The sequence below is a fragment of the Janthinobacterium sp. MP5059B genome (assembly GCF_001758645.1).
GTDB classification, from domain to species: Bacteria; Pseudomonadota; Gammaproteobacteria; order Burkholderiales; family Burkholderiaceae_D; genus Janthinobacterium; species Janthinobacterium lividum.
In genome coordinates this window covers 90,089-114,436 of the sequence record NZ_LRHX01000020.1, presented here as the reverse complement: position 1 = coordinate 114,436, position 24,348 = coordinate 90,089, and the positions used below count along the sequence as shown (strand labels likewise).

Genomic DNA, 24,348 nt, shown 5'->3' with positions numbered 1-24,348 from the left:
CGAGCGGAAGGAAGTTGTGGTTGAGAAGCGCAACTGTACGAAGTACGGGGCCGCCGAGGCAGTGAGCATCGCAGACCGCAAATTACGACGCGCAGCAGGTTTTGATAGGCGTACTTATTCCTTGCGCTGGCGGCGCCTGCGCAGCCACACGAACAGCGCGATCAGCAGCAAGATTCCCACGATGCCGCCCGGTAGCATGAAGGGCTGTGCACGCGCCAGCACGGGCTTCTCGCCGCCGCTGCGCGCCTGCGCCACATACGCGGGCGTGACGGATACATCCGGGTTGCCGTACTGTTTCAATACGTAATTGGCGATAGCGGCGATCTGCTCGTCCGTCAATGGCTGCACGTAGGAACGCTGGTCGAAACGGGGCATGAACGCTTCGTGTTCTTCCCCTTCGATCTTGCGCTCGACGCCGAACAACATGGCCGAGACCAGATTGGCCGGCGTGTTGCCGCCCGTCGCCGTGTTGTGGAACAGGGCGGGATACGCCTGCCCCGTGCTGCCGGCGCCGCTGGCCGAATGGCAGCTGGCGCAGTAGCCGGAAAACAGCACGGCGCCACTGTTGAGCGAATGGTGCTCGGTGGACCCGGCCATGCCGCGCAGCAGCGGCTCTTCGCTGGCGGCGCTGCCATGGCTGAAGGCAGCTTTCGTTTGCCCCGGCGCGCGCACGGGCGGCACCGTGCGCAGCCAGGCCACGATGGCCGCCACGTCGTCGTCGCGCAAAAATTGCAGGCTGTTCTGGATGGCTTCGGCCATGCCGCCCGCCGCCTGCCCCTTGCCTTCCACGTGGCCCGTCTTCAGGTAGGCCGTGAGTTCCGCATCCGTCCACGCGCCGATGCCGCTGACCTTGTCGGACGTGATGTTCGGCGCATGCCAGGAACCAAGCGACGCGCCGGCCAGGGTCTGGCTGCCGATTTCCGCCATCAGCGCGTTGCGCGGCGTGTGGCAGGCGCTGCAGTGCGCCAGGCCTTCGGCCAGGTAGGCGCCGCGGTTGATCTGCGCGCTCTTCGCCGCGTCCGGCACGAAGCGTTTATTGTCAAGGAACAAGGTATTCCAGCCCAGCATCGACAGGCGCACATTGAACGGGAATGGCAGGGCCGTCTGGCGCGCCGGCTCGTCGACGGGCTTGACGGCCTGCATGAAGTAATAATACAGGTCGCCCACGTCCGCATCCGTCAGCTGCGCATAGCTGGTGTAGGGCATGGCCGGATAGAGATGGCTGCCGTCGGCGCGCACGCCTTCGCGCAGCGCGCGCGCAAAGTCGGCTTCCGTGTAGTGGCCGATGCCGCCTTGTTTCGACGGCGTGATGTTCGTCGCGTAAATCGTGCCCAGCGGCGAATCGATGGCATAGCCACCCGCATACGGCTTGCCGCCCGCTGCCGTATGGCAAGCCATGCAATCGGCCGCGATGGCCAGGTAGCGGCCCCGTTCCAGGCGCGCATCGGGACTGGCAGCCGCAGGCGCGGCCGGGCGGTCCGGCGTCAGGGTGACAGGCGGTGCCGGTGGCACAGCGTGGGCGGCCAGCGGCAAGCCGGCCACCAGCGCCAGGCTCAGTAATAAACGGCGCATCATGCTGCCTCCCTTGCCAGGGTGCGGGCGATGTCGTCGGCCGCGCGCAAGCCGAGCGCGGCCATGCTGAGGGTGGTGTTGACCACGCTGGCCGACGGCATGGCGCCGCCGCCCGGCAGCCACAGGTTGGCGTGATCGTGGGCACGGCAATTGCCGTCGACCACGGAATCGGCGCGATTGGAACCCATGATGACGCCGCCCATGATGTGGTTATTCGCGTTCAGGCTCTCGGTGATATGGAATTCCACGGCGCCGAACAGCTTGCCGATGTGCTCGAGCTGCGCATGCGCGGCCTTCGCGCCAGCGCGCACGTAATCGCCCACGTCATAATAAATGTCGGGACAGGCCAGGCCCAGCGGGTCCTTGCGCGTCTTGCTCAAGGTCAAGCGGTTATGCGCTTCGGGCAGCGGTTCCAGGCTGATCGACAAGTCCACGCCAAACGCGGCGCGGCGGCGGATTTCATCGTCGAGGTCCTTGCCCACCAGGCCCAGCTTCAACGACTGCTGCGTAGCGGGTCCGACGCGGGTGATATTGTTCAGGATCATCTTGTTGGCCGAATACTGCGCGCGGAAGGCACCGTCGCGCGGGCCCACCAGGCAGCTGCTCTGCGCAGGACCACGGCCCGTCCAGATCGGTTCATTGGCGAGGAAAGTACAGTGGAAACCCGAGTGGTCCATCATGTTGCGGCCGACTTGATCGGAACTGTTGGCGATGCCGTTCGGATTGTTCTGGTTGGCCGCCAGCAGCAGCAAACGCGGTGTTTCAATGCCGTTGCAGGCAATCACGAAAGCCTTGCCCGTCGCCATATGCGACTGTTTCTTCGCGTCATACCAGTGCACGGCCGTCACGCGGTTGTTCTGGTCCGTGTCGATGCGGTAGACGACGGCCTCGGCCAGCACGCCCGCGCCCTTCAGCTCGGCCCGCTCCACGTGATGGATGCCGTTGTACATGGCGCCGATGGGGCAGATCGGCTGGCAATTGTTATTGCCGCAGCACGTCGGGCGGCCCTGCCATGGGCGCGTCGAACGGCCTTGCGGGATCGGCACGGAGCGGTAGCCGTGCGGGTTGACCACTTCGGCGAAGCGCTTGTCGCCATAGCCCCAGGGCACCATGTCCATCGGGTACGGCGCGCTGCGTTCGCTGGGCGATTGCAAGGCGGGATCGTTGGGGCCGGCCACGCCCATTTCCTGTTCGGCGCGGCAATAGTACGGTTCCAGCTCATCGTAGGAAATGGCCCAGTCGCGCCCCACTCCATAATCGCTTTTCATGCGCATGTCGGACGGCAAATGGCGCCAGCACGACGCGGCCCAGTGCCAGGTGGTGCCGCCCACCGTGCGCAGATAGCCCTGCTGGAAACTGCTGCCGCTGGGGCCGGACAATTCCACGTAGTTATTCTTCGGGAAATACAGCGGCGCGGGCGCGTTGTCCGCCTGCGGATACAGGCCCTGGAAGTCGGAGCCGACGCGGTTCTCGAACGGCATGTTGCGCCAGTTTTCCACGGCTTGGCCACGCTCGATGCGCAGGCCCGCTTCCAGCATGATCACGGAATGGCCCTGCGCGGCCAGCTGGTCGGCCATCATGGCGCCGACGACGCCAGTACCGACGATGACGACATCGGCGACGACGTCGCCATTACTCTTGAATTGGGGTGATTTCATTTTGCTTGCTTGCCTTTCGGTTCGGGAGTGCCGGTGGTGGCCGGGGCCGGTACGGGTTTTGGCGCCACGGGCGCGGAGACGCGCACGGCCGGCGGCGCCTTCAGCCACCACAGGGGGCCGTAATTGCAATAGGTCGGCACGACCTGGCCATCGGCCACCGTGCGGTACATCAACGCTTCCGCATACGCGACGACGATGGACTTCGTGCCCTGCGCCGCGTTGCCGGCGATAGTGCCCGTGTACCAGGCGGCAACGATGGCCAGCGCCAGCTCGCGCAAGCCGGCGTCCGCGGCGGTAGCGGCCGCCAGCAGGGCTTTCGCTTCCTGGCCCGTGACGAGCAGCGCGCCCAGTTGCGGCAAGCGCTCGGCAAAGCCGGGCACGTTCGTGCGCATGGCTTGCTCGATGCGCGCCGCCGTGTCGGCGGACAAATCGCGGTGGCCCGTGATCGTTTGCGACAAGGTGTAGAACAGCATCGTGACGGGCGCCAGGCCGGGTGCCGGAGCGCTGGCCGGCGCCTGCATGGCGGCGGACAGGGGATTGCTCCAGAAACCTGCCTGCGCCAGCAAGGCGGCCAGGCCGATCAGGGCGTGGCGGCGGCTGATGCGGGGAAGGGATGAAACGGATGTTGCAGATGGTTCGCTGCCTGGATGGTTCATGAGACTCCCGCAAGACTTGTTGTTTTATTGACTTCGATGATTGCGCTACATTGCATTTGCGCATAGATGGAACCGGTTCCATATTATCCTACAGAAGTAAATTGTCTGCCAATGAAGTATTACGACTGAGATACTGGCTGGTGCAATTCCTGGATGGATTCAGGCGTGTCGCGCACGCTGAACGCCAGTCCCGGCTGGCCGCCCAGGCGGTAATGGAAGTCGAGCACGCTGCCGCCAGCCAGGGCCGGCTTGCCCGGCAGGGCCAGGGGCAGGTTCAGGCTGCAGTCATGGTCGCCCAGGATGATGTCGCCATGCACGCGGATGCGCGTCAGCAGGCGCGGCGCCTGCTCCAGCACGTCAGGCAGGCGGATGCTGGCGGCCGGCAAGCTGTCGCCCTGCTCGTCCTGCCTGCCCTGCCAGGCGCGCAAGGCGTCACCATCGAGGGCAAACACGCGGCCCCAGTCGGTGCACGGCGCATCCGGCGCGCGCCGGTCCAGACCCAGGTGCACGGTGACGGATGCCGGCAGCAGCGCCGCAGCAGGCGCTTGCGCGTGCAGATTGCGCAGGATGGCCACCTGCGGCTCCTTGCCCAGCGCCGTATTCATGGTTTCGCTGACGATCACGTCCGGCATGGCGCCGCCAGCAATGCGGTAGGCGGCCGCGTCGGCGCAAATGTATGCCGTGACATGGCGATCCAGGCCCAGGCTTGCAATCAGTTCGCGCGCATAGGCCAGGGTCTCGGCATGCACATCAAGGATGACAAACTGCACCAAATCCGCATCCAGCACGGCCATCACAGGCAGGGCAAGCAAGGCGAACGGGCCGCAGCCCGCATACAGCACGCGCACGGGCCGGCCACCGCTCACCTCCAGGCGCTCGCGCACGGCCAGGGCCAGGCCCTGGATGAAGGCAGCGCTGCGGTACGGCTCGCGCGCACACAGGCCCGCCTGCATGGGCGAGATGGCCCAGCCGCTGGGAAGAAAGCTTTCGCCATCGCGCAAACCGTCCTGCCGGTCCATGGGCAGGCGCGAATGGCGTTCGACGAGCTGGCGCAGCTGCACCGTTTCGCCGACCAGGCTTGCCAGCGAGCGCTGCGGATCGCACAGCGCAGCCGCGATGGCGGCCAGTTCCGCGCGTGCCGGATTCATGCGAGACTCCACTGGGAAGGCGGGATAAAGACAGAATGCATGGCGGCTTCCTTGAAATGATTGCAAGTACGCGGAAAAATTGGCAGCATAGCAAATAACTGTACGCCTGTTAATTTATCTCCAGCCGCAAACACCTACCGGAGCATCGATGCACGCCTTGCCGCTTTCCGACCTCACCCTCGTCCTCGCCAGCCTGCCCGCCCCCTACCAGTTGCGCGTCCAGCGCGACGGCGACGATGGCTTTGCCGCCGCGCTGTACAGTTCCACACGCGGCGACTTGCGCCAGATGCCGGCCGAGCCCGCCGTCATCGAACAGCTGATCGCCATGCAGCAGCGCATGCAAAGCCACGGCTACCGCCAGGCCTATCCGCACGCCGTGTACCTGGTGCTGCAGCACGGCGTTACCCCCATCGGCCGCCTGATCCTGGACCGCCAGGATCAGGTGCTGCACCTGGTCGACATCGCCATCCTGCCCGCCGCGCAAGGCCAGGGCGCCGGCAGCGCCGTGCTGCGCGGCCTGCAGGCGCAAGCGGGCGCGGAACAATGGCAGATCCACCTTGCGGTCAACAAAAGCAACGCCGCCGCGCGCGCCCTGTACCAGCGGCTGGGCTTTCGCCTGCGCGGGGAAAACGAGGTGCAGGAGCAATTGGAATGGAGTGCGCCATAGTGCCGGCGCAGCATATCCCCAGCAGCTGGCTGCAGCTGCCGCTGCACTTCGACGTGGCGCGCATGCAGGACGACAGCGACCAGTTCGCCGCGGACGAGTGGATCAGCCATTTCAATACGGGCGCCTACGACCAGGGCTGGAGCTGCGTGCCGCTGCGCTCGCCCGGCGGCGCAGCCGACAACATCATGCCCGTCGACGGCGCCGCCTACGCAGACACGCCGCAACTGGCGCGCTGCCCCTGCCTGCGCGAAGTGCTCGCCAGCTTCGCATGCGAGATCCGCGCCGCGCGCCTGATGGCGCTGGCGCCGGGCGCCATCATCCGCGCGCACCGCGACGCCGGCACGTCGCTGGCCGATGGCTTGATCCGCATCCACATCCCCATCCACACTTCGCCGCAGGTGCTGTTTACCATCGATGGTGAAACTGTCCACTTCACGGCTGGCCACGCCTGGTACATGGACGCCAGCTGCCTGCACGCGGTGCACAACCGGGGCACGACGCCGCGCATCCACCTCGTGCTCGACTGCATCAGCAATCCCTGGCTCGAAGCGCTGTTCGCCTCGGCCGGCTTCGTGCCGAAAGCGCCCCACAGGTATGGCGACCCCGGCATCCACGATGGCAATGTGCGGGCCGTCATCGCCCAGCTGCGATTGTCGCCCTCGCCTGTCAGCCTGGCACTGGCCAGGGAATTGGCCGCCCTGGCCGCCTTGGCAGACGGGAGCGCGCCGTGAGCGCCGCGCCGGGCCTGGCCCAGCAAGAACGCCTGCTGGCCAGGGGCGAGACGGTGGCATGGCACGAGGGCATGGATCTGCGCGGCTGGTATCCGCTGTACGTGGAGCGCGGCGATGCGCTGGCGGACGCTGCCATGTGCTGGCGCGAGCTGGGAGAAACGGCTTTCAGCGACGCCTTCTTTGTCAATACGCTGACGCGCCAGCCGCACGAGGAGCGCCGCGTCTGCCGCACGCCGCTGGCCGCGCTGGCGACACTCGGCGATTGCCTGGCGCCCGACGCCTTCATCTTCCACGTCTCGCGCTGCGGCTCAACCCTGCTGAGCCAGCTGTTGGCGTCGTTGCCGCAATGCATAGTCATGTCCGAGCCGCCCGTTATCGACTCGCTGCTGCGCCTGCATTACGACAGCGGCGACCCGGCGGCCAGCATCACCCTGCTGCGCCAGGCCATCCTGGCACTGGGCCAGCGCCGCTCCGGCGAAGAATCACACTTCATCATCAAGTTCGACTGCTGGCACATCCACAGCCTGGACTTGCTGCGGCAAGCATTTCCCGGCACGCCCTGCCTGTTCGTCTACCGCGAACCGCTGGCCGTGCTCGCCTCGCACCAGCGCCAGCGCGGGCCGCAAATGGTGCCCGGCATGCTGCACCCGGCACAGCTGCCGCTGCCCGCGCACCAGCTGGCGCCGGGCGATATCGACGGTTATACGGGCCTGGTGCTGGCCAGCCTGCTCAACGCCGCCCTGTCCCATGCGGCCGCCGGCCAGTTGCAGTTAATTGACTACAAGCAATTGCCAGGCATCCTCTTCAGCGATTTATTGGCCCGCTTCGGCATCGCCACTACAGCGACGCAGTTGCAAGCGATGCGCGCGCGCGGCGGCGTGCATGCGAAATACGGCACCGTCTACCACGGCGATCCGCCAGTGCCAGCAGCAGACGGCCTGGCCGCCATCGCCGCGCAATTGCAACCGGGCTATCTGGCGCTGGAAGCGTTGCGGCTGCATGCCGGGCAAGCCAATGACTTCCATGAAACCCAACTCTGACAAGGAGGCATGTCGACGTACCCGCTGAAGACCATGCGATAGATAGCTGTTCAACTACGGCGCAATCCCCCCGTGCAATGCGCCGCCCTCACAAGCAACCTGAAACTGACCCTCACACCATGATAAAAAAAATGACATTGGCAGTGCTCTTGACCACCCTGATTCCCTTCTACGCATGCCAGGCGCAAACCACGGCGGAAGCGAAACCGGCTTCCGCGGAAGTCACCACCACCCTGACACCCGATATTGGCGGCATCAAGCAAGTGGTGGAAATCAGGACGGACGACGCGAACAAGCCCGTGCTGCTGTTTTTATCCGGCGGCCCGGGAAGCTCCATGATCAAGGGGGCGGATGCCTTCACGAATCTCCTGAAAAGCAGATTTACGATTGTGCAATGGGACCAGCGGGATGCCGGAAAAACCTTGAAACTGAATCCCTCCCCCTCGCAGCCATCCGTCGGGCAGATGGAGCAGGACACGTATCAAGTCATCCAGTTTCTGCGCAAAGAGTTAAAGCAGGACAAAATATACTTGCTGGGCAGTTCCTGGGGCAACGTCTTGGGCTTTGATATCGTCAAGCGTCACCCGGAACTGCTGCATGCCTATTTCGCGTCGAATCCTGTCGTGAGCCAGCTGGAAAGCGAGAAGGAATTGCTGCAAGCCTTGAAAGTGCATTTCAAGGACAATGCCGTCGCCAGCCAGGAGCTGAACAGTATCAATTTTCCATTTGCAAGTGACGAAAGCATGTTTTATTTAAGGAAATGGCTTTTTTACAAGGATGGCAAGGCATTTGCGACGAGCGAAGGTTTCAAGACGGGTTTTCTGCAATGGTCAAAAACCTGGTCGCCCGTCTGGAACGAGGTCATGAACATTGATTTGCCCAAGACCTTGAAGAGCGTTGACTGCCCCGTGTATTTCTTCGTCGGCAAAAACGATATCCAGACCTCGACCAGGATCACGCAAGCGTATTTCGAGACCTTGACGGCGCCAAGGAAGGGCTTGTTTTTCTTCGAGCATTCCGGGCATCAGATACACCAGGATGAACCGGTGCAATTTCAAGAAGCCATCATCAAGACATTCGATGCGACTGCCAAGTTCTGATACGGCGCCCCATGACATGGGGCCCTTTCCGAGGGCCGACAGACTGGCCGGCGCACTGCCGGCCTAGTCGCCGGCAATGCTCGCCGCGGCCTTGCCGATCAGCGACGCCACCGCGCGGGCTTGCGAAGTGTAAATGGCATGGCTGGCGGCAACTTCGACCACCGCCGAGCGACACGGGCGTCGCACGCGGGTCCTGCAACGCAAAAAGCCCAACCGGTGAAGGCTGGGCTTTTTGCTACTGCGTGTTCTGGCTCCCCGACCTGGACTCGAACCAGGGACCTGCGGATTAACAGTCCGTCGCTCTACCAACTGAGCTATCAGGGAAAAGAGGCCGCATTCTATAGGGTAAATTTTACGATGTCCAGATTTCCCCCAGAAAAATGTGTATTTTCCCGGCGCTACCCTGCCTGGCAGCGGTCAGCCGGGATGCTCTTGCGGATAGTAGTCAAAGACCAGCACGCGACCCAGCCATGGCTTGAGCTGCTCGACAAAGGCCAGGTGGGCCGCATGGCTCAGATACACGTCGCGCGCGCCGGCGTCATCGAAGGTCAGGGTAAAGCAATCGGTAAAGCCATCGTCGAGGCCTTCCGGGCTGACGTTCGGCCCCCATTCAAATTGCCGCACGCCGGGAATGCGGTGTTTCAGCTGGGAAAACTCGTAGACGAGCTCGGCGTGCTTGGCAGACGTGATGCCATCGAGGAAGTCGCACAGGACGATATGGCGCAAGGCAGAGGTACAAGTCATGGGAAGGCGCTCCTGAAGTGATGCATTCAGGATAGCGCAAAACGCGATAACGCACCGGCCGTCCCTGCGGGCTGCGGCAGAAAACAAAAAAGGCCATGTTTTTCAACATGGCCTTCCGAATTCTGGCTCCCCGACCTGGACTCGAACCAGGGACCTGCGGATTAACAGTCCGTCGCTCTACCAACTGAGCTATCAGGGAAAAGAGGCCGTATTATATAGGCCAAACTTGGCGCTGTCCAGATTTCCACAGGGAAAATCTTATCTTGCCCTGGCACCCATGCCAGGCGGCGCAATAACAAAAAAGGCCACGTTTTTCAACGTGGCCTTCCGAATTCTGGCTCCCCGACCTGGACTCGAACCAGGGACCTGCGGATTAACAGTCCGTCGCTCTACCAACTGAGCTATCAGGGAAAAGAGGCAATATTATATGTCGCTTGTTCCATATTTGCAAGACTGATACTGCATCTACACAAACACGGCCATCGCCGACTTTCTACCGCCATCAGCGCCGCACTTGCATGCAGCGCCGAAGAAGCAAGATCTTAAAGCACTTTGGCGATCGCGTCAATAACGATGTCGATATTGCGCGAATTCAATGCTGCCACGCAAATACGGCCCGTGTCGACGGCGTAGATCGACTGCTCGCGCAGCGATGCCACCTGCTCCTTGGTGAGACCGGAGTACGAGAACATGCCGATTTGCTGGCGCACGAATTCGAAGTCATGGGCTGGCGCCTTGGCTTTCAGCTTTTCCACGAAGGCATTGCGCATTTCGCGGATGCGCACGCGCATGCCGGCCAGTTCCTCTTCCCACAGCTGGCGCAGTTCCGGCGTGGCCAGGACGGTGGCGACCACCTTGCCGCCGTGTACTGGCGGGTTCGAGTAATTGGTGCGCACGACGCGCTTCAGCTGCGACAGCAGGCGGGCCGCTTCGTCGGCGCTGGCGGCGACGACGCTCAGGGCGCCCACGCGTTCGCCATACAGCGAGAACGATTTCGAGAACGAGTTCGATACCAGCAGCGGGCCGCCCGCGTCGGCGAAGCGGCGCACCACGGCGCCATCTTCGGCGATGCCGTTGGCGAAGCCTTGATACGCCATGTCCAGGAATGGCACCAGGCCGCGCGAGGTCACCACGCTGATGATCTGATCCCACTGGGCCACGCTCAGGTCGGCGCCGGTCGGGTTGTGGCAGCAGGCGTGCAGCACGACGATGGAGCCGGCTGGCATGGCGTTCAGGCTGGCCAGCATGCCGTCGAAGTTCACGCCATGGGTGGCGGCATCGTAGTAGGTGTAGTTATTCACGACGAAACCGGCGTTTTCAAACAGCGCGCGGTGGTTTTCCCAGCTCGGGTCGCTGATGTAGACCTGGGCACCCGGCGCGAAGCGCTGCAGGAAGTCGGCACCGATCTTCAATGCGCCCGTGCCGCCGATGGCTTGCACGGTCACGGCGCGGCGCTCTTGAATTACGGCGCTATCGGCGCCAAATACGAGTTCTTGCACCGCCTTGTCGTAGGCAGCGAGGCCTTCGATCGGCAGATAGGTGCGTGGCGCCGCCTGTTCGATCAGGATGGCTTCTGCCTTGCGTACGCAAGCTAACAGAGGCACCTTGCCGTTGTCGTCATAATAGACGCCAACGCCCAGATTGATTTTGGCGGGATTCTGGTCCGCGTTAAATGCTTCGGTGATGCCCAGGATCGGGTCGCGTGGGGCCATCTCGATGGCGCTAAACAGACTGGCAGAAACAGTTGGGTTCGTCATGATAAGATTGGATTCGATTGGAAGCAGGTTCACAGCGGAGTTGTAGACAGCGCCCCAAAATACAACGCCAGGGCCGCCAGCAGAGCACTATTCTAACAAAGGTCTGATTCACATGCCCGAATTATCTACCGCCAGCGAGGCGGAAAGCGCAATTATCTCTTTCCCGGACTCCCCCTTCAAGCTGCACCAGCCCTTCCCTCCGGCCGGTGACCAGCCCACGGCAATCGACCAGTTATCAGAGGGGATTGCCGACGGACTGGCCTTCCAGACCCTGCTGGGCGTGACCGGTTCGGGCAAGACCTACACCATGGCCAACGTCATCGCGCGCATGGGCCGGCCAGCCATCGTCTTCGCGCCGAACAAGACCCTGGCGGCGCAGCTGTACAGCGAATTCCGCGACTTTTTCCCGCAAAACGCGGTCGAGTACTTCGTCAGCTACTACGACTACTACCAGCCGGAAGCCTATGTGCCGCAGCGCGACCTGTTCATCGAAAAGGACTCGTCGATCAACGAACATATCGAGCAGATGCGCCTGTCATGCACCAAGTCGCTGATGGAGCGGCGCGACGTCATCATCGTCGCCACCGTCTCGGCCATCTACGGTATCGGCAATCCGAACGAGTACCACCAGATGATTTTGACCCTGCGCGTCAAGGACAGGGTCGCGCAGCGCGACGTCATCGCGCGCCTGATCCAGATGCAGTACACGCGCAATGAGGTCGACTTCGGCCGCGGCACCTTCCGCGTGCGCGGCGATACTATCGACATCTTCCCCGCCGAGCATGCGGAGCTGGCCGTGCGCCTGGAAATGTTCGACGACGAGATCGAATCGATCCAGCTGTTCGACCCGCTGACGGGCAGAGTGCGTCAGAAAATCCCCCGCTTCACCGTGTACCCGGGCTCGCACTACGTGACGCCCCGCTCCACCGTGCTGCGCGCCGTCGAGACCATCAAGGACGAGCTGCGCGAGCGCCTCGAGTTCTTCCGCAAGGAGAATAAACTGATCGAAGAGCAGCGGCTGGAGCAGCGCACGCGCTTCGACCTGGAAATGATGGCGGAAATCGGTTTCACCAAGGGTATCGAGAACTACTCGCGCCACCTGTCCGGCGCGCTGCCGGGCGAGCCGCCGCCGACCCTGGTCGACTACCTGCCGCCCGACGCCCTGATGTTCCTCGACGAGTCGCACGTGCTGACGGGCCAGCTGAGCGCCATGTACAACGGCGACCGTTCGCGCAAGACGAATCTGGTCGACTACGGCTTCCGCCTGCCGTCGGCACTCGACAACCGGCCATTGAAATTCGAGGAATTCGAACAGAAGATGCGCCAGACCGTGTTCGTCTCGGCCACGCCGGCCGAATACGAAAAGAGCCATTCCGACCAGGTGGTCGAGCAGGTCGTGCGCCCGACCGGTCTGGTCGACCCGCAGATCATCGTGCGCCCCGCCAGCAGCCAGGTGGACGACCTGATGTCGGAAATCGTCGAGCGCATCAAGAAGGACGAGCGCGTGCTGGTGACGACCCTGACCAAGCGCATGTCGGAACAATTGACGGAATACCTGGGCGACCATGGCATCAAGGTGCGCTACCTGCACAGCGATATCGAGACGGTGGAGCGCGTGGAAATCCTGCGCGACCTGCGCCTGGGCACCTTCGACGTGTTGGTGGGGATCAATCTGCTGCGCGAGGGTCTCGACTTGCCGGAAGTGTCGCTGGTCGCCATCCTCGACGCGGACAAGGAAGGCTTCTTGCGCTCCGAGCGCAGCCTGATCCAGACCATCGGCCGCGCCGCGCGTAACCTGAACGGCACGGCGATCCTGTACGGCGACCGCATCACGGACTCCATGCGCCGCGCCATCGACGAGACGGAACGCCGCCGCGCCAAGCAGATCGCCTTCAATACGGCCAACAACATCATCCCGATCGGTGTCAAGAAATCGATCCGCGAAATGATCGACGGCGTCTACAGCCCGCAGGAAGCGCGCGAAACCCTGCAAGTGGCGCAGGAAGCGGCCAAGTTCGAAGCCATGAGCGAGAAACAGGTCAGCAAGGAAATCAAGCGCCTGGAAAAACTGATGGTCGACCACGCCAAGAACCTGGAGTTCGAAAAGGCGGCGCAGGTGCGCGACCAGCTGCACGTCCTCAAGCAGCAGCTGTTCGGCGCGCCCGGCACCGACAATGTGGCGTCGATCCTGGGCAAATAAACGGCTATCCGTGCCTTGGCTGGCCTACGGCTGCGGCAGCGAATAGTCGATGTCGTAGAAATGCTGGCCATTGACGATGCGGATGGCCAGCGTGCCGCTGATGCCCGTCAGCTGCCCCGTGCCGGAATGCGGCACGATCACGATGGACAGCTGCTGCTTGCCATCGGCCATCGTACCCGCATGCTGCGCCACGAAGCTGCCTTCCCTGCCCTGCAGTACGCCCGTGATGGCTTCCATGGCGACATAAGCGGCCGCGCCCCTGGTGTCGGTGACGGCATTGAGCATCTCGCCCGTGGCAGTGGCGACCAGGTCGCCGGCATAGACTTTGTCGAGCAGTACCTTGCCCAAGGTCGTGCGCCCGGAGCGCTGCGGCGCCGCAGATGGCGTCATGGTGATGCTAAAACTTCCTGTGGCGTGCACATGCATGCGATGATCCCCTTCCGCAAACGAGGCGGCGCCGGCTGGCGCCACCGATAGACAACATGCGGCCAGCACCAGGCCCGGCAAGCTGTGTGATTTCATGATTCCCCTTCAATCGATGCGAGAGAAGCAGCTTAAGGCAGCGCAGGAGACAAATATTGGATAAAACCGACAGCACGCGCAATGTGCTCGCCGCGCGCGGCCAGGCGCCGAAAGGCATCGTCGACCCGCAGGCAGCGGCGCGCCGCATACGGCTGGCGACCTATCCGCCGGCTGGCGCGCTGGCGCCGTTCGTCGAGTATTTCTGGGTCGTGGAATGGGACAGGCAGGGCTGCGCGCCGCAGACGCAGCGCGTGCTGCCCTACCCGAACGCCCACCTGGTGTTCGAGCTTGGGCGCACCGCCATCCATGGCGTGGTGCGCGGCGCCTTTGACAGGCCCTTGATTGGTGCAGGCAAGGTGCTGGGCGTGCGTTTTGCGCCGGGCGGCCTGCGCCCGTTCATCACTCAGCCCTTATCGTCGTTCACCGATACGACCATCGCCGCCGATGCCCTGCTGGACATGCCGGCTGCGCAAGCCGAGGCGCGGGTACTGCGGCAAGCCGGCGATACGGCCATGGTGGCGCAGGCACAGGCGCTGCTGCAGGCAAGGCTGCCGCAAGTCGATGACGCCGCCCTGCTGGCCGCCAGGCTGACTGCCGCGGCGGCGGCCCGCAACGGCCCGGCGAGCGTGGCGCAGTTGTGCGAAAAGATGGCCATCGGCGAACGCCGGCTGCAGCGCCTGTTCGCCAACTACGTGGGCGTGCCGCCGAAATGGGTGATCCAGCGCTACCGCCTGCAGGAAGCGATCTGGCGCCTGGCGCAGCCCGATGCGCCCGACCTGGCCAGCCTGGCGCATGAACTGGGCTTTTTTGACCAGGCCCATTTCAGCCGCAGTTTTGCTGAACTGGTGGGCAGTACGCCGCTCGACTATCGCCGCTCGCAGCTGGCGACAGTCGCCTAGCCGGCCGCTTTCATGTCGTCGACATACGCACGGATGATGGCGGCGAAATCCGCATCGGCCGTCAAACCCAGCGCTTCGGCCCGTGCCGTATCCCAGGCACCGGGCCAGCTCTTGACGATGCGCTCGACGGCAGGATCGGGCGCGTAGCTGATGCGGGCCGCCACTTCGCTGCCGGCCACGGCTTCGAGTGCGGCGATCATTTCGCCCACGCTCACGCTCAAGCCCGGCAAGTTCACCGTGCGGCTGGCGCCAAACGCCTCGCCCGCCAATTCATGGCCGGCGATCAGGGAAGCGATGGCGCCGCGCGGCGACAGCAGCCACAATCGCAAATCGGTGGACACGGGGCAAACGGCCGCCTCGCCATTCAGGGGTTCGCGGATGATGCCGCTGGCGAACGACGACGCCGCCTTGTTCGGTTTGCCCGGGCGCACGCTGATGGTCGGCAAGCGCAGCACGCGGCCATCGACAAAGCCGCGGCGGCTGTAATCGTTGAGCAGCAGCTCGCCGATGGCCTTTTGCGCGCCGTATGACGACTGCGGGTTCAACGCCGTCGTATCCTGCACCACGTCCGGCAGCTTGCCGCCATACACGGCCACGGAACTGGTAAACACCACTTTCGGCTTGTGTCCCAGTTCGCGGCAGATATCGAGCAGCAAACGCGACGCATCGAGGTTGATGCGCATGCCCAGCTCGAAATCGGCTTCCGCCTGGCCGCTGACGATGGCGGCCAGGTGGAAGATCGAGCTTGTCTGCGCATCGATGGTGGCGCGCATCAGGGCACCGTCGGCGATGTCGCCCGTGACGACTGTTACGCGCGCATCGTTGAAGTCATGCGCAGCCACCACGTCGACCAATAACAGCTCGCTGATCGTTTGCAACTGGCCCTGGCTGTCCGTCAGCTGGCCTTGCGCCAGCAACTGGCGCGCCAGGCGCTGTCCCAGGAAACCGGCGCCGCCGGTAATGAGTACTTTCATCTTCATGCTCCTTGTTTGTTGTTGTAAGCGGCGAGCCAGCCCAGGCCATCTTCGGTGCGCCCGCGCGGACGGTATTCGCAGCCGATCCAGCCCTCGTAGCCCAGGTCATCCAGCAGCGTGAATAAATACGGGTAATTGACTTCGCCATCGTCCGGTTCATTGCGGGCCGGGACGCTGGCGATCTGCACATGGCCGATGCCGTCGAAGTTGTTCCTGAACGTCATGGCGATATCGCCCTCGACGATCTGCGTGTGATAAAAATCCATCTGTACCTTGACGTTGGACGCGCCCGACTCCAGGCGCAGCGCATGGCCCTGCGCCTGCGTGACGAGGAAGTAGCCGGGCATGTCGCGTCCGTTGATCGGTTCGATCAAGAGCTCGATGCCATGCTCGCCCACGGCCCTGGCCGCGTACTGCAGATTGGCCAGGTAGGTGGCGCGGTGCAGGGCAAGGTCGGCGCCCACGGGCAGCAAGCCCGCCATCATGTGCACGCGCGGGGTGCCCAGCGCCAGCGCGTATTCGATGGCGCGCGCCACGCCTGTGCGGAATTCCGCTTCGCGGCCCGGCAGCGAAGCGATGCCCCGCTCACCGGCCGCCCAGTCGCCCGGCGGCAGGTTGAACAGCACGTTCTGCAAGCCGTGCTCGCGCAGCCATCCCGCGACTTCCTGCGGCGCGTAATCGTAAGGGAACAGAAATTCGACGCCCTGGAAACCCGCTTGCGCGGCGGCGGCAAAGCGCTGCGGGAAGGGCACTTCATTGAACATCATGGTCAGGTTGGCGGCAAAGCGGGGCATGCGGTATCTCCTTGGGAATCTTATAGTTCGAGTTTGAACGTGTGCTTCAGGTCGGCGATCTGCGCCGCGTCGAGCGGGCGCGTGGGCACGTCGCGCAGAAGCAGGAACAGCTTGGCCGTCTCTTCCAGTTCCTCGGCCGCATACACGGCCGCTTCCAGGCTCGTGCCAGAGACGACGGGACCGTGATTGGCCAGCAGCACGGCCGAATGCTTGCGCGCCATGGCGCCAATCGCGCCCGCCAGCGCCGGGTCGCCCGGCCGGTGATATGGCACCAGGGGCAAGCGCCCCACCTTCATCACGAAATATGGCGTCAGGGGTGGAATGCAGTCGTCATGGTTCAAGCCGCACATGCACGACACGGCCGCCGAATGCGTCGAGTGCAAATGCACGATGGCGCCGGCACCACCCCGCTCCGCATACATGGCGCGGTGCAGGAATGCCTCTTTTGACGGCGGCGCGCCGCTGATCAAGTTGCCGTCCCAGTCCAGCTTTGACAATTGCGCCGGATCGAGCCGCCCCAGGCTGGCATTCGTTGGCGTGAGCAGCCAGCCGTCGGACAGGCGCACGCTCAGGTTGCCGCTGCTGCCGGCCGTCAAGCCCCGCTCGAACAGCGACTTGCCAAAGTCGACGATCAGCTCGCGCTGGCGCGATTCCGTGCTGCTCATGCCAGCACCTGCCAGGCCTTGCTGAAGAAATCCACCGTGCCGAAATTGCCGGACTTGAGGGCCAGCGCCAACGGCGCCGCGCCATCTTCGCCCAGCGCCGGCAAGGCTTGCGTCCACGGCACGCCAGGATCGATCTCGGGCCCGATGCGCAAACCCGCCACGCCCAGCGCTTTTACTACCGCGCCCGACGTTTCGCCGCCAGCGACGATCAGCTGGCCCACGCCGAGGCGCACCAGCCCCTGCGCGATGGCGGCCAGGGTTTCCTCGACCAGGGCGCCGGCCCGCTCCACGCCCAGTTGCGCCTGCACGGCGCGCACGGCGTCCGGCGTGGCCGTGGCGTAGATCAGCACCGGGCCTTGCGCCAGGTGCGCGCCGGCCCAGGCCAGGGCTTGCTCCACGACGGCGTCGACCACCTCGCCACCGGCAGCCAGCTGCAAAGGGTCGACGTGGAACGATGGCGCCAGTTCGCGCAAGTGCGCCACCTGCTGCTGCGTGGCCACGGAGCAGCTGCCCGAGATCACGGCACGCAAGCCCGTCGGTGGGGGCAAACGCCCCGCCTGGCCCGCAGGCGATGGCGCCAACTGGCCCCGCTGGCGGAAATTCTGTGGCAGTCCCAGGGCGATGCCGGAGCCGCCCGTGATCAGTTTCAGGTCGGCGCAGGCGGCGCCGATGGCTTCCAGGTCGCGGTTCGAGACGGCATCGACGACGGCGAAATGGCAGCCCTGGCCACGCAAGTCCGTAAAACGCTGGGCGATGGCGGCGGCGCCCTTCTCCACCACGGAGAAATCGGCCAGGCCTACCTTGGCTTGCACCTGCTGCTGCAGCACGCGTACCAGGTTCGAATCCGTCATCGGCGTCAATGGATGGTCGCGCATGCCAGATTCGGCCAGCGGCACGTCGCCGACGAACAGGTTGCCCTTGTAGATGGTGCGGCCGTTGGCGGGGAACGCCGGGCAGGCAATCGTAAAATCCGTGTCGAGCGCCCGCATCAGCGCCTCGGCCACGGGGCCGATATTGCCGCGCGGCGTGGAGTCGAACGTGGAGCAGTACTTGAAGTAAAACTGCCTGCATCCGGCCTGCTGCAGCCAGGCCAGCGCAGCCAGCGATTCAGCCACCGCCTCCTCGGGCGCATTCGTGCGCGACTTGAGGGCGATGACGACGGCGTCGACATCGGCTGGCGGCGGACCTTGCGGCACGCCGATCAGCTGCACCGTGCGCATGCCGGCCTTGACCAGCATGCCGGCCAGGTCGGTGCCACCCGTGAAATCGTCGGCGATACATCCCAGTAGTACGGTCATGATTGTTCCTTTTTATTCAGTTACGCTTTCGCCGGCAGATCGATGCCCGGGAAAGTCTTGATGACGGCCGAGTCGTCCTCGCCGCCAAAGCCTGCCGCCGACGCCTGCATGAACATCTGGTGCGCCGTGGCCGACAGGGGCAGCGGGAACACGCTTTTTTTCGCGTAATCGAGCACGATGCCCAAATCCTTGACGAAGATATTCACGGCCGACAGCGGCGCGTAGTCGCCTTTCAAAATATGCGGCACCCGGTTCTGGAACATCCAGGAACTGCCGGCGCTGTTCGAAATGACTTCGTACAGGGCGTCCGGGTCGCAGCCGGCACGCAGGCCCAGCGCCATCGCTTCGGCCGCGGCGGCGATGTGCACCCCGGCCAGCAACTGGTTGATCATCTTGACTTTCGAACCCTGCCCCGGCTGTTCGCCCAGACGGTACAGCTTTGCACAGATGGCGTCGAAAATCCCGGCGCAAGCGTCGAACGCATCGGGCGCGCCGGCCGCCATCACCGACATCTCGCCGGCAGCCGCCTTGGCCGCGCCGCCGGAAATAGGCGCGTCGATGAAGCGCAGCCCCATGGCCGCCAGGCGCGCTCCGAGCGCCTCGGCAAACTCGGGCGCCACGGTGGCGCAAGCGATCACCACGCTGCCCGGCGCCAGGCTGGCCGCCGCGCCGTGTTCGCCAAACAGCACGGCCTCCGTCTGCTGCGCATTGACCACAACGATCAGCAAGGCTTGCACCTGCGCCGCCAGCGCGGCGGGAGACTGCGCCGCATGAGCACCCTGGCCGGCCAGCGTCTGCACGGTTTCCGGACGCACGTCGCAGGCATGCACGTCGAAGCCCGCGCGCAGCAACGATTGCGCGATGCCCATGCCCATGGCGCCCAGGCCGATCACGCCCACTTTTTTGATTGCTACGTTCATCTTCTACTCCAGTTTTATTTGTTCACCAGCTTGGCCGGCACGCGCATGATGATGATGGCGCCAATCACCAGGATGCCGGCCAGCAGGTAGATGGCGATGTCGGTCGACTGTGTCAGGTCCTTGATGGAACCGATCATGTACGGCGCCGCGAAACCGGCCAGATTGCCCACCGAGTTGATGGCGGCGATGCCGGCGGCGGCCGAGACGCCACCGAGGAAAGCCGTCGGCAAGCTCCAGAACATGGGCGAGGCGGCCAGGATGCCGCCGGCGGCGATCGTCAGGAAGAAGATGGCCCAGCCCGTGTTGTGGGCGCCGGCCAGCGCGCTGCAGACGATGGCGGCGGCGCCCACCACGAGCGGGATGGCCATGTGCCAGCGGCGTTCGCGGTATTTGTCCGAACTGCGGCCCAGCAGGATCATCGACGCCACGGCTACCGAGTACGGGATCGCCGTGAACAGGCCGATATTGAGCACGCCCGTCACGCCGGCCGCCTTGATCAGGCTGGGCAGCCAGAAGGTCAGCGAATACTGGCCCATCACGCAGCAGAAATAAATCAGAGCCATGACCCAGATGCGCGGGTCGGCAAACATGGCGCGGATCGACGGGTGCGAGACCTTGCCCTGCGCTTCCGTGGCGATGCGCTGTTCGAGGATGACTTTTTCATCTTCCGTCAGCCACTTCGCGGCGCGGATGCTGTTATCGAGGTACAGCAGCACGGCCACGCCCATCAGCGCGGCGGGAATCGCTTCGAGCACGAACATCCACTGCCAGCCCGCATAGCCGTGCCAGCCGGCGAAGGTTTCCATGATCCAGCCCGACAGGGGGCCGCCGATCAGGCCCGCGACGGGAATGGCGGCCATGAAGGTGCACACCATGCGCGCGCGGCGCTCGGACGGATACCAGTAGGTCAGATACAGGATGATGCCGGGGAAAAAGCCCGCTTCGGCGATGCCGAGCAGGAAGCGCATGACGTAGAACTGGGTTGGCGTGGTGACGAACATGAAGGCGCCCGAGATGATGGCCCAGGTGATCATGATGCGGGCGATCCACACGCGCGCGCCGATCTTGTGCAGCATCACATTGCTGGGCACCTCGAACAGGAAGTAGCCAAGGAAGAACACGCCCGCACCCAGGCCATACACGGTTTCGGAAAACTGCAGGTCGGCCAGCATTTGCAGCTTGGCGAAGCCCACGTTCACACGGTCGAGATAAGCGACGATGTAGCACAGCATGAGGAAGGGAATGATGCGCCAGGTCACCTTGCGGTAGACGGCGTCATCGATGGTTTTCTGGCTTGCGGCCGCGCCGGCCGGCTGGCCCGGCATTGTCTGTGACACTTCCATGCTTGTCTCCTGATCACTGGGGGATCGACCGTGCCGGGTTTTTATGGTCCACCGGTGGTGGCTGGCAACTTGTCTAAAATTTGTATGGATGTATATTATGTGTGTGTTTTATGTGTGTCAAGCTGTATATTCCATATAATGGCAAGCAGGCAATCCCCATTTGAAAACCGTTAGCGCAAGGATGCACCCGATGGACCGCACGTTCAGCTTCACCCTTCCCGCGCCGGAGCCCGCCGCGGGCAGCTTCACCACCGGCACCCTGGGTGCGCGCGTGGCGGCACGGCTGCGCCAGCAGCTCCACCACGATGGCCTGGCCGGCGGCACGCGTTTGCCGTCGGAGCAAGCCATGGCCAGCCACTTCGGCGTCAGCCGCACGGTGCTGCGCGAAGCCATCGCCCTGCTGCAGGCGGACGGCATCCTCGTCACGCGCAAGGGCAGCGGCACGTTCGTGTGCGCGCAGGATGGCGCGAAGGCCGGGGAGCGGGGCGATGCGCTGACGGAGCAATCGGTGCAATCGCTGCTGAACCTGATCGAAGTGCGCCAGGGACTGGAAGCGGAAATCGCCGCGCTGGCAGCCGTGCGGCGCACGCCGGGCCAGCTGGCCGACATCGAACACGCGCTGCGGCGCATCGAGGAAGCCGTGGCGGCCGGCGTCGATGGCGTGGAAGAAGACGTGCGCCTGCACCTGTGCATCGCCGAGGCGACGGGCAACCCTTACTGGCCGAAGTTTGTTGCCATGTTCGCCGACCCGATCCGCTCGGCCGTCAAGGTGACGCGCGCGAATGAAGCGCGGCGCACGGACTTTTCCATCGAAGTGCGGCGCGAACATGAAAAGATCGTGCAGGCGATTGCCGACGGCGACCCGCAGCGGGCGCGCCAGGCGGCCATGGAACACATGCAGCATGCGGCCGAACGCGTGCGCCTGGCCGACCGCGAATTCTGGCGCGGCGACGGCGGCGCGCTGGCCCGCACCCTGGGACGCGATCCCATCATGCAGAAATAAATCCTGGCTCAGGGATAGCTGGGCCGGCGCATGTGGAACAAGCTGTCCGGTCCGATCTCGAAATAATCGGCCGGACCGCCGCCGCGCAATATCGGCGCCGCTGCCGCGGTGTCGTACACGCCATCGGTCAGCAGGTGGCGCGCGATATGTACGCCCACCACTTCCCCCAGCACCAGCCAGCTGCCGACACCAGCGCCATTGACGCCCTGCAGCTCGATGATCTGCGTGCGCCGGCATTCGAAGGACACGGGGCTTTCGGCCACGCGCGGCACATTCACGATGCGCGAGGCGGCCGGCGTCAGGCCGGCCAGCGCGAATTCATCGACCTCGGGCGGCGCCGGCGCGCAGCTGGCATTCATCGCCTCGGCCAGCGGCCGGGTTGCCAGGTTCCACACGAATTCACCCGTCTGCTCGATATTGCGCAAGGTATCCTTGCGGCCGATGCTGGAAAAACCGATCAGCGGCGGGTGGTAATTGAAGGCGTTGAAAAAGCTGTACGGCGCCAGGTTGAGCACGCCCTCGCCGCTGCGCGAAGCGATCCAGCCGATGGGCCGTGGCCCCACGATGGCGTTGAAGGGATCATGCGGCAGGCCGTGGCCCTGTGCAGGTTCATAAAAGTGAATGTTGTCGGCCACGCGCGTTCCTGAAGTCCAAGTCAAAGGCGCCCGGGATGGAACGCCTGGAGCGACAGCTTACTGGAATTGCCGCTGCCGTGTTGCCAGCCCGCCGGCGCCAGGCGCGCTCGCGCACAGACTGCCAAGGCACAATTGTATGGCGCGCCGCACCACGCCTCGCTTATGATGGGACAACTCAACCCTTATCATTACGCTACCGCCCATGCATACTCTCACGCTGCACCAGAAAGTGTTCTTGCTCCTCCTGAGCATCGTCACCATCGGCTTCGGCTGGATACTGGCGCCGTATGCGGGCGCCATCTTCTGGGGCGTCGTCCTGGCGATCCTGTTCGCGCCCGTGTACCGCTGGCTGCTGCTGAAAACGAAGGGCCGCGCAGGCCTGGCGTCGCTGCTGACCTTGCTGCTGATCATCGTCATCGTGATCCTGCCGCTGTCGCTCATTTCCGTGTCGCTCGTGAATCAGGCGGCCAGCGTCGTGGAAATGGTACGTTCGGGTGAAATCACGGTCGCCATGTTCTTCAATAAAATCATGGCGGTGCTGCCGCAATGGCTGATCAATTTGCTCGACCGCTTCAACCTGACCAGCCTGGCCAGCCTGCAGGACAAGCTGGCCGAGGGCGCCACACAGGTGAGCCAGGTGGTGGCCGTGAAAGCCATCAATGTGGGCCTGTACACCTTTGAATTCCTCACCAGCCTGTGCATCATGCTGTACCTGCTGTTTTTCCTCATGCGCGATGGCTCCGCCCTGTCAGCCCGTATCAAGGGCGCCGTGCCGCTGAGCCGAAAATACAAGCAGCGCCTGTTCACCAATTTCACCACGGTGATCCGCGCCACGGTGAAAGGCAACATCCTCGTGGCGATCGCTCAGGGCGCCCTCGGCGGCCTGGCGTTCTGGTTCCTGGACGTGCCCGCGCCCCTGCTGTGGGCCGTGCTGATGGCCTTCCTGTCGCTGCTGCCGGCCGTCGGTGCCGCCCTCGTCTGGGCGCCCGTGGCCGTCTACTTCCTGGCCACGGGCGCCATCTGGCAAGGCGCAGGCCTGGCCGCCTTCGGCGTCTTCGTCATCGGCCTGGTCGACAACGTGCTGCGCCCCATCCTGGTCGGCAAGGACACCAAGATGCCTGACTACGTGGTGCTGTTGTCGACCGTGGGCGGCATGGCCCTGTTTGGCCTGAACGGCTTCGTCATCGGCCCCGTGGTGGCGGCCCTGTTCATCGCCTCGTGGGATCTGTTCGTCTCGGCCAGCGAATTCCAGGCCGAGGATTGAGGCGTGGCAATCGGGAGCGTCAGCGTCCCATCCTGCAAAAATAATGGCGATGGAACCCGGCTTGCCGGCGGCGCCACTTGCGCTTCCAGAAACAGGCCGGAACAGCCTGGCGGCAGAGTGTCCGCCGGTGCTGGCCAGCCTCGGCAACTATCCACATGAGACCGGATTTCATATCGACTATCATGTTGCAATAGTGTGCATTTAGCAACAAATGCGAAAATATAGCTTTTGACGCAGTGGGCGCCGCGGCGTAGTGTCGGTCCTCCCGACAACCACGTAATGAGGAGCCTCCCATGGCAAATCCACTGTGCTTAATGATGCCGGCGCTACCCGGCACCAATCCGACCGCCATCGCCGCAACATTGGTGGAATTCCAGGCGAAGATCAATGCCGCCCTCACCGAGATCGGTACCGTGCACTTTGCCCGCTTCACCCTGCTGGACCGCTCCCAGCCCAATCTGCTGCCCAACATTCAATCGGCAGGCACTTCCGATAGTCTGATCATCGGCGTGATCACCGAGTATGACGGCAACTTCAACGACTACATCGAAGATTTCGTGGGCCAACTGGGCGAGGTGTTCGACGCGCTGCTGCAATTTGTCGTGGGCGGCAAGGCGCTGATTCCTGTTGCCAACCATGTGGCCGCATTTGAAGCCTTCATCACGGCCAACGACGCCGCGCAGCACGTGCCCAATAACGGCCTGTATAGCGCCTATCCGCAGACCGTCCAGAAAATCATCGCCGCATTCCGAACCTGA

Annotated in this window: 23 protein-coding genes and 3 tRNA genes; 9 read left to right on the top strand and 17 right to left on the bottom strand. The window is 63.9% G+C overall.

Translation table 11 applies throughout. From position 1 onward, the window contains the following. Positions 1-114: 114 nt before the first annotated feature. The 4 genes from JAB1_RS24425 to JAB1_RS24410 form a co-directional block, all read right to left on the bottom strand. On the bottom strand, positions 115-1,575 hold the full coding sequence (locus tag JAB1_RS24425; protein ID WP_070282114.1) for a c-type cytochrome: 1,461 nt from the start codon (positions 1,573-1,575) through the stop codon (positions 115-117). After that, the gene (locus JAB1_RS24420; RefSeq protein ID WP_070282113.1) at positions 1,572-3,230 is read right to left on the bottom strand and encodes a GMC family oxidoreductase; all 1,659 of its coding nucleotides are present in this window, start codon (positions 3,228-3,230) and stop codon (positions 1,572-1,574) included. Before JAB1_RS24420 ends, JAB1_RS24425 begins: the two co-directional genes overlap by 4 nt. After that, a complete protein-coding gene (locus tag JAB1_RS24415) occupies positions 3,227-3,886 on the bottom strand; it encodes a sugar dehydrogenase complex small subunit (RefSeq protein WP_070282112.1) in 660 nt (219 codons plus the stop codon). Before JAB1_RS24415 ends, JAB1_RS24420 begins: the two co-directional genes overlap by 4 nt. A 119-nt stretch (positions 3,887-4,005) precedes the next feature. Next, positions 4,006-5,034: a hypothetical protein gene (locus JAB1_RS24410; protein WP_070282111.1), complete on the bottom strand. Its 1,029-nt coding sequence runs from the start codon at positions 5,032-5,034 to the stop codon at positions 4,006-4,008. Positions 5,035-5,182: 148 nt separating this feature from the next. On the opposite strand from JAB1_RS24410, the gene JAB1_RS24405 reads away from it, so the two are divergent. From JAB1_RS24405 to JAB1_RS24390, 4 genes are all read left to right on the top strand, one after another. Further along, positions 5,183-5,701 (top strand): GNAT family N-acetyltransferase, encoded by a 519-nt coding sequence (locus JAB1_RS24405; RefSeq protein WP_070282110.1) that lies wholly within the window; start codon positions 5,183-5,185, stop codon positions 5,699-5,701. Further along, a complete protein-coding gene (locus tag JAB1_RS24400; RefSeq protein ID WP_070282109.1) occupies positions 5,686-6,432 on the top strand; it encodes an aspartyl/asparaginyl beta-hydroxylase domain-containing protein in 747 nt (248 codons plus the stop codon). The genes JAB1_RS24405 and JAB1_RS24400 overlap by 16 nt, the downstream gene beginning before the upstream one ends. Further along, positions 6,429-7,472, top strand: a complete 1,044-nt coding sequence (locus JAB1_RS24395) for a hypothetical protein (RefSeq protein WP_070282108.1) — start codon at positions 6,429-6,431, stop codon at positions 7,470-7,472. The genes JAB1_RS24400 and JAB1_RS24395 overlap by 4 nt, the downstream gene beginning before the upstream one ends. Positions 7,473-7,603: 131 nt before the next feature. Further along, positions 7,604-8,572 (top strand): alpha/beta hydrolase, encoded by a 969-nt coding sequence (locus JAB1_RS24390; RefSeq protein WP_070282107.1) that lies wholly within the window; start codon positions 7,604-7,606, stop codon positions 8,570-8,572. 248 nt (positions 8,573-8,820) lie between these two features. Here JAB1_RS24390 and JAB1_RS24385 read toward each other — a convergent pair. The 5 genes from JAB1_RS24385 to JAB1_RS24365 all read right to left on the bottom strand — a co-directional run bounded on the left by JAB1_RS24385 (position 8,821) and on the right by JAB1_RS24365 (position 11,073). Then, a tRNA-Asn gene (locus JAB1_RS24385) sits at positions 8,821-8,896 on the bottom strand. Positions 8,897-8,989: 93 nt separating this feature from the next. Further along, a complete protein-coding gene (locus tag JAB1_RS24380; protein ID WP_083299945.1) occupies positions 8,990-9,316 on the bottom strand; it encodes a Dabb family protein in 327 nt (108 codons plus the stop codon). A 123-nt stretch (positions 9,317-9,439) separates the two neighbouring features. Beyond that, positions 9,440-9,515 (bottom strand) — tRNA-Asn (locus JAB1_RS24375). Between the two features lie 136 nt (positions 9,516-9,651). Then, positions 9,652-9,727, bottom strand: a tRNA-Asn gene (locus JAB1_RS24370). A gap of 131 nt (positions 9,728-9,858) precedes the next feature. Further along, positions 9,859-11,073: an amino acid aminotransferase gene (locus JAB1_RS24365; RefSeq protein ID WP_170846314.1), complete on the bottom strand. Its 1,215-nt coding sequence runs from the start codon at positions 11,071-11,073 to the stop codon at positions 9,859-9,861. Positions 11,074-11,185: 112 nt separating this feature from the next. Between JAB1_RS24365 and uvrB the strand changes: the two genes are divergently transcribed. Next, positions 11,186-13,273 (top strand): excinuclease ABC subunit UvrB, encoded by a 2,088-nt coding sequence (uvrB, locus tag JAB1_RS24360; protein ID WP_034788988.1) that lies wholly within the window; start codon positions 11,186-11,188, stop codon positions 13,271-13,273. Between the two features lie 24 nt (positions 13,274-13,297). On the opposite strand, the gene JAB1_RS24355 is transcribed toward uvrB, so the two are convergent. Next, the gene (locus JAB1_RS24355) at positions 13,298-13,795 is read right to left on the bottom strand and encodes a DUF3224 domain-containing protein (RefSeq protein WP_244965275.1); all 498 of its coding nucleotides are present in this window, start codon (positions 13,793-13,795) and stop codon (positions 13,298-13,300) included. Positions 13,796-13,851: 56 nt separating this feature from the next. Between JAB1_RS24355 and JAB1_RS24350 the strand changes: the two genes are divergently transcribed. Beyond that, the gene (locus JAB1_RS24350; protein WP_244965276.1) at positions 13,852-14,694 is read left to right on the top strand and encodes a helix-turn-helix domain-containing protein; all 843 of its coding nucleotides are present in this window, start codon (positions 13,852-13,854) and stop codon (positions 14,692-14,694) included. Here the strand turns inward: JAB1_RS24350 and denD are convergent. Genes denD through JAB1_RS24320 form a run of 6 tightly spaced genes read right to left on the bottom strand, consistent with a single transcriptional unit; the run spans position 14,691 to position 20,670 of the window. Further along, complete coding sequence (denD, locus tag JAB1_RS24345) at positions 14,691-15,668, bottom strand: D-erythronate dehydrogenase (protein WP_070282106.1); 978 nt, start codon at positions 15,666-15,668, stop codon at positions 14,691-14,693. The genes JAB1_RS24350 and denD overlap by 4 nt on opposite strands. A 2-nt stretch (positions 15,669-15,670) precedes the next feature. Then, a complete protein-coding gene (otnI, locus tag JAB1_RS24340) occupies positions 15,671-16,462 on the bottom strand; it encodes a 2-oxo-tetronate isomerase (protein ID WP_070282105.1) in 792 nt (263 codons plus the stop codon). A gap of 20 nt (positions 16,463-16,482) precedes the next feature. Further along, a complete protein-coding gene (otnC, locus tag JAB1_RS24335; RefSeq protein WP_070282104.1) occupies positions 16,483-17,127 on the bottom strand; it encodes a 3-oxo-tetronate 4-phosphate decarboxylase in 645 nt (214 codons plus the stop codon). Next, entirely contained in the window at positions 17,124-18,425 is a 1,302-nt protein-coding gene (gene otnK, locus JAB1_RS24330) for a 3-oxo-tetronate kinase (protein ID WP_083299943.1), read from the bottom strand. The genes otnC and otnK overlap by 4 nt, the downstream gene beginning before the upstream one ends. 20 nt (positions 18,426-18,445) lie before the next feature. Continuing rightward, a complete protein-coding gene (ltnD, locus tag JAB1_RS24325; RefSeq protein WP_070282102.1) occupies positions 18,446-19,345 on the bottom strand; it encodes an L-threonate dehydrogenase in 900 nt (299 codons plus the stop codon). Between the two features lie 14 nt (positions 19,346-19,359). Next, positions 19,360-20,670, bottom strand: a complete 1,311-nt coding sequence (locus JAB1_RS24320; RefSeq protein WP_034789170.1) for an MFS transporter — start codon at positions 20,668-20,670, stop codon at positions 19,360-19,362. Positions 20,671-20,878: 208 nt separating this feature from the next. Between JAB1_RS24320 and JAB1_RS24315 the strand changes: the two genes are divergently transcribed. Beyond that, positions 20,879-21,691 carry a FadR/GntR family transcriptional regulator gene (locus JAB1_RS24315; protein WP_034789005.1) on the top strand — a complete coding sequence of 271 codons (813 nt, stop codon included), beginning with the start codon at positions 20,879-20,881 and terminating at the stop codon, positions 21,689-21,691. A gap of 8 nt (positions 21,692-21,699) precedes the next feature. Here the strand turns inward: JAB1_RS24315 and JAB1_RS24310 are convergent, their stop codons facing one another. Beyond that, complete coding sequence (locus tag JAB1_RS24310) at positions 21,700-22,326, bottom strand: flavin reductase family protein (protein WP_070282101.1); 627 nt, start codon at positions 22,324-22,326, stop codon at positions 21,700-21,702. Between the two features lie 202 nt (positions 22,327-22,528). On the opposite strand from JAB1_RS24310, the gene JAB1_RS24305 reads away from it, so the two are divergent. Together JAB1_RS24305 and JAB1_RS24300 are read left to right on the top strand one after the other, a co-directional pair. Beyond that, the gene (locus tag JAB1_RS24305) at positions 22,529-23,590 is read left to right on the top strand and encodes an AI-2E family transporter (protein WP_034789010.1); all 1,062 of its coding nucleotides are present in this window, start codon (positions 22,529-22,531) and stop codon (positions 23,588-23,590) included. A gap of 293 nt (positions 23,591-23,883) precedes the next feature. Next, positions 23,884-24,348 carry a hypothetical protein gene (locus JAB1_RS24300; protein WP_139144070.1) on the top strand — a complete coding sequence of 155 codons (465 nt, stop codon included), beginning with the start codon at positions 23,884-23,886 and terminating at the stop codon, positions 24,346-24,348.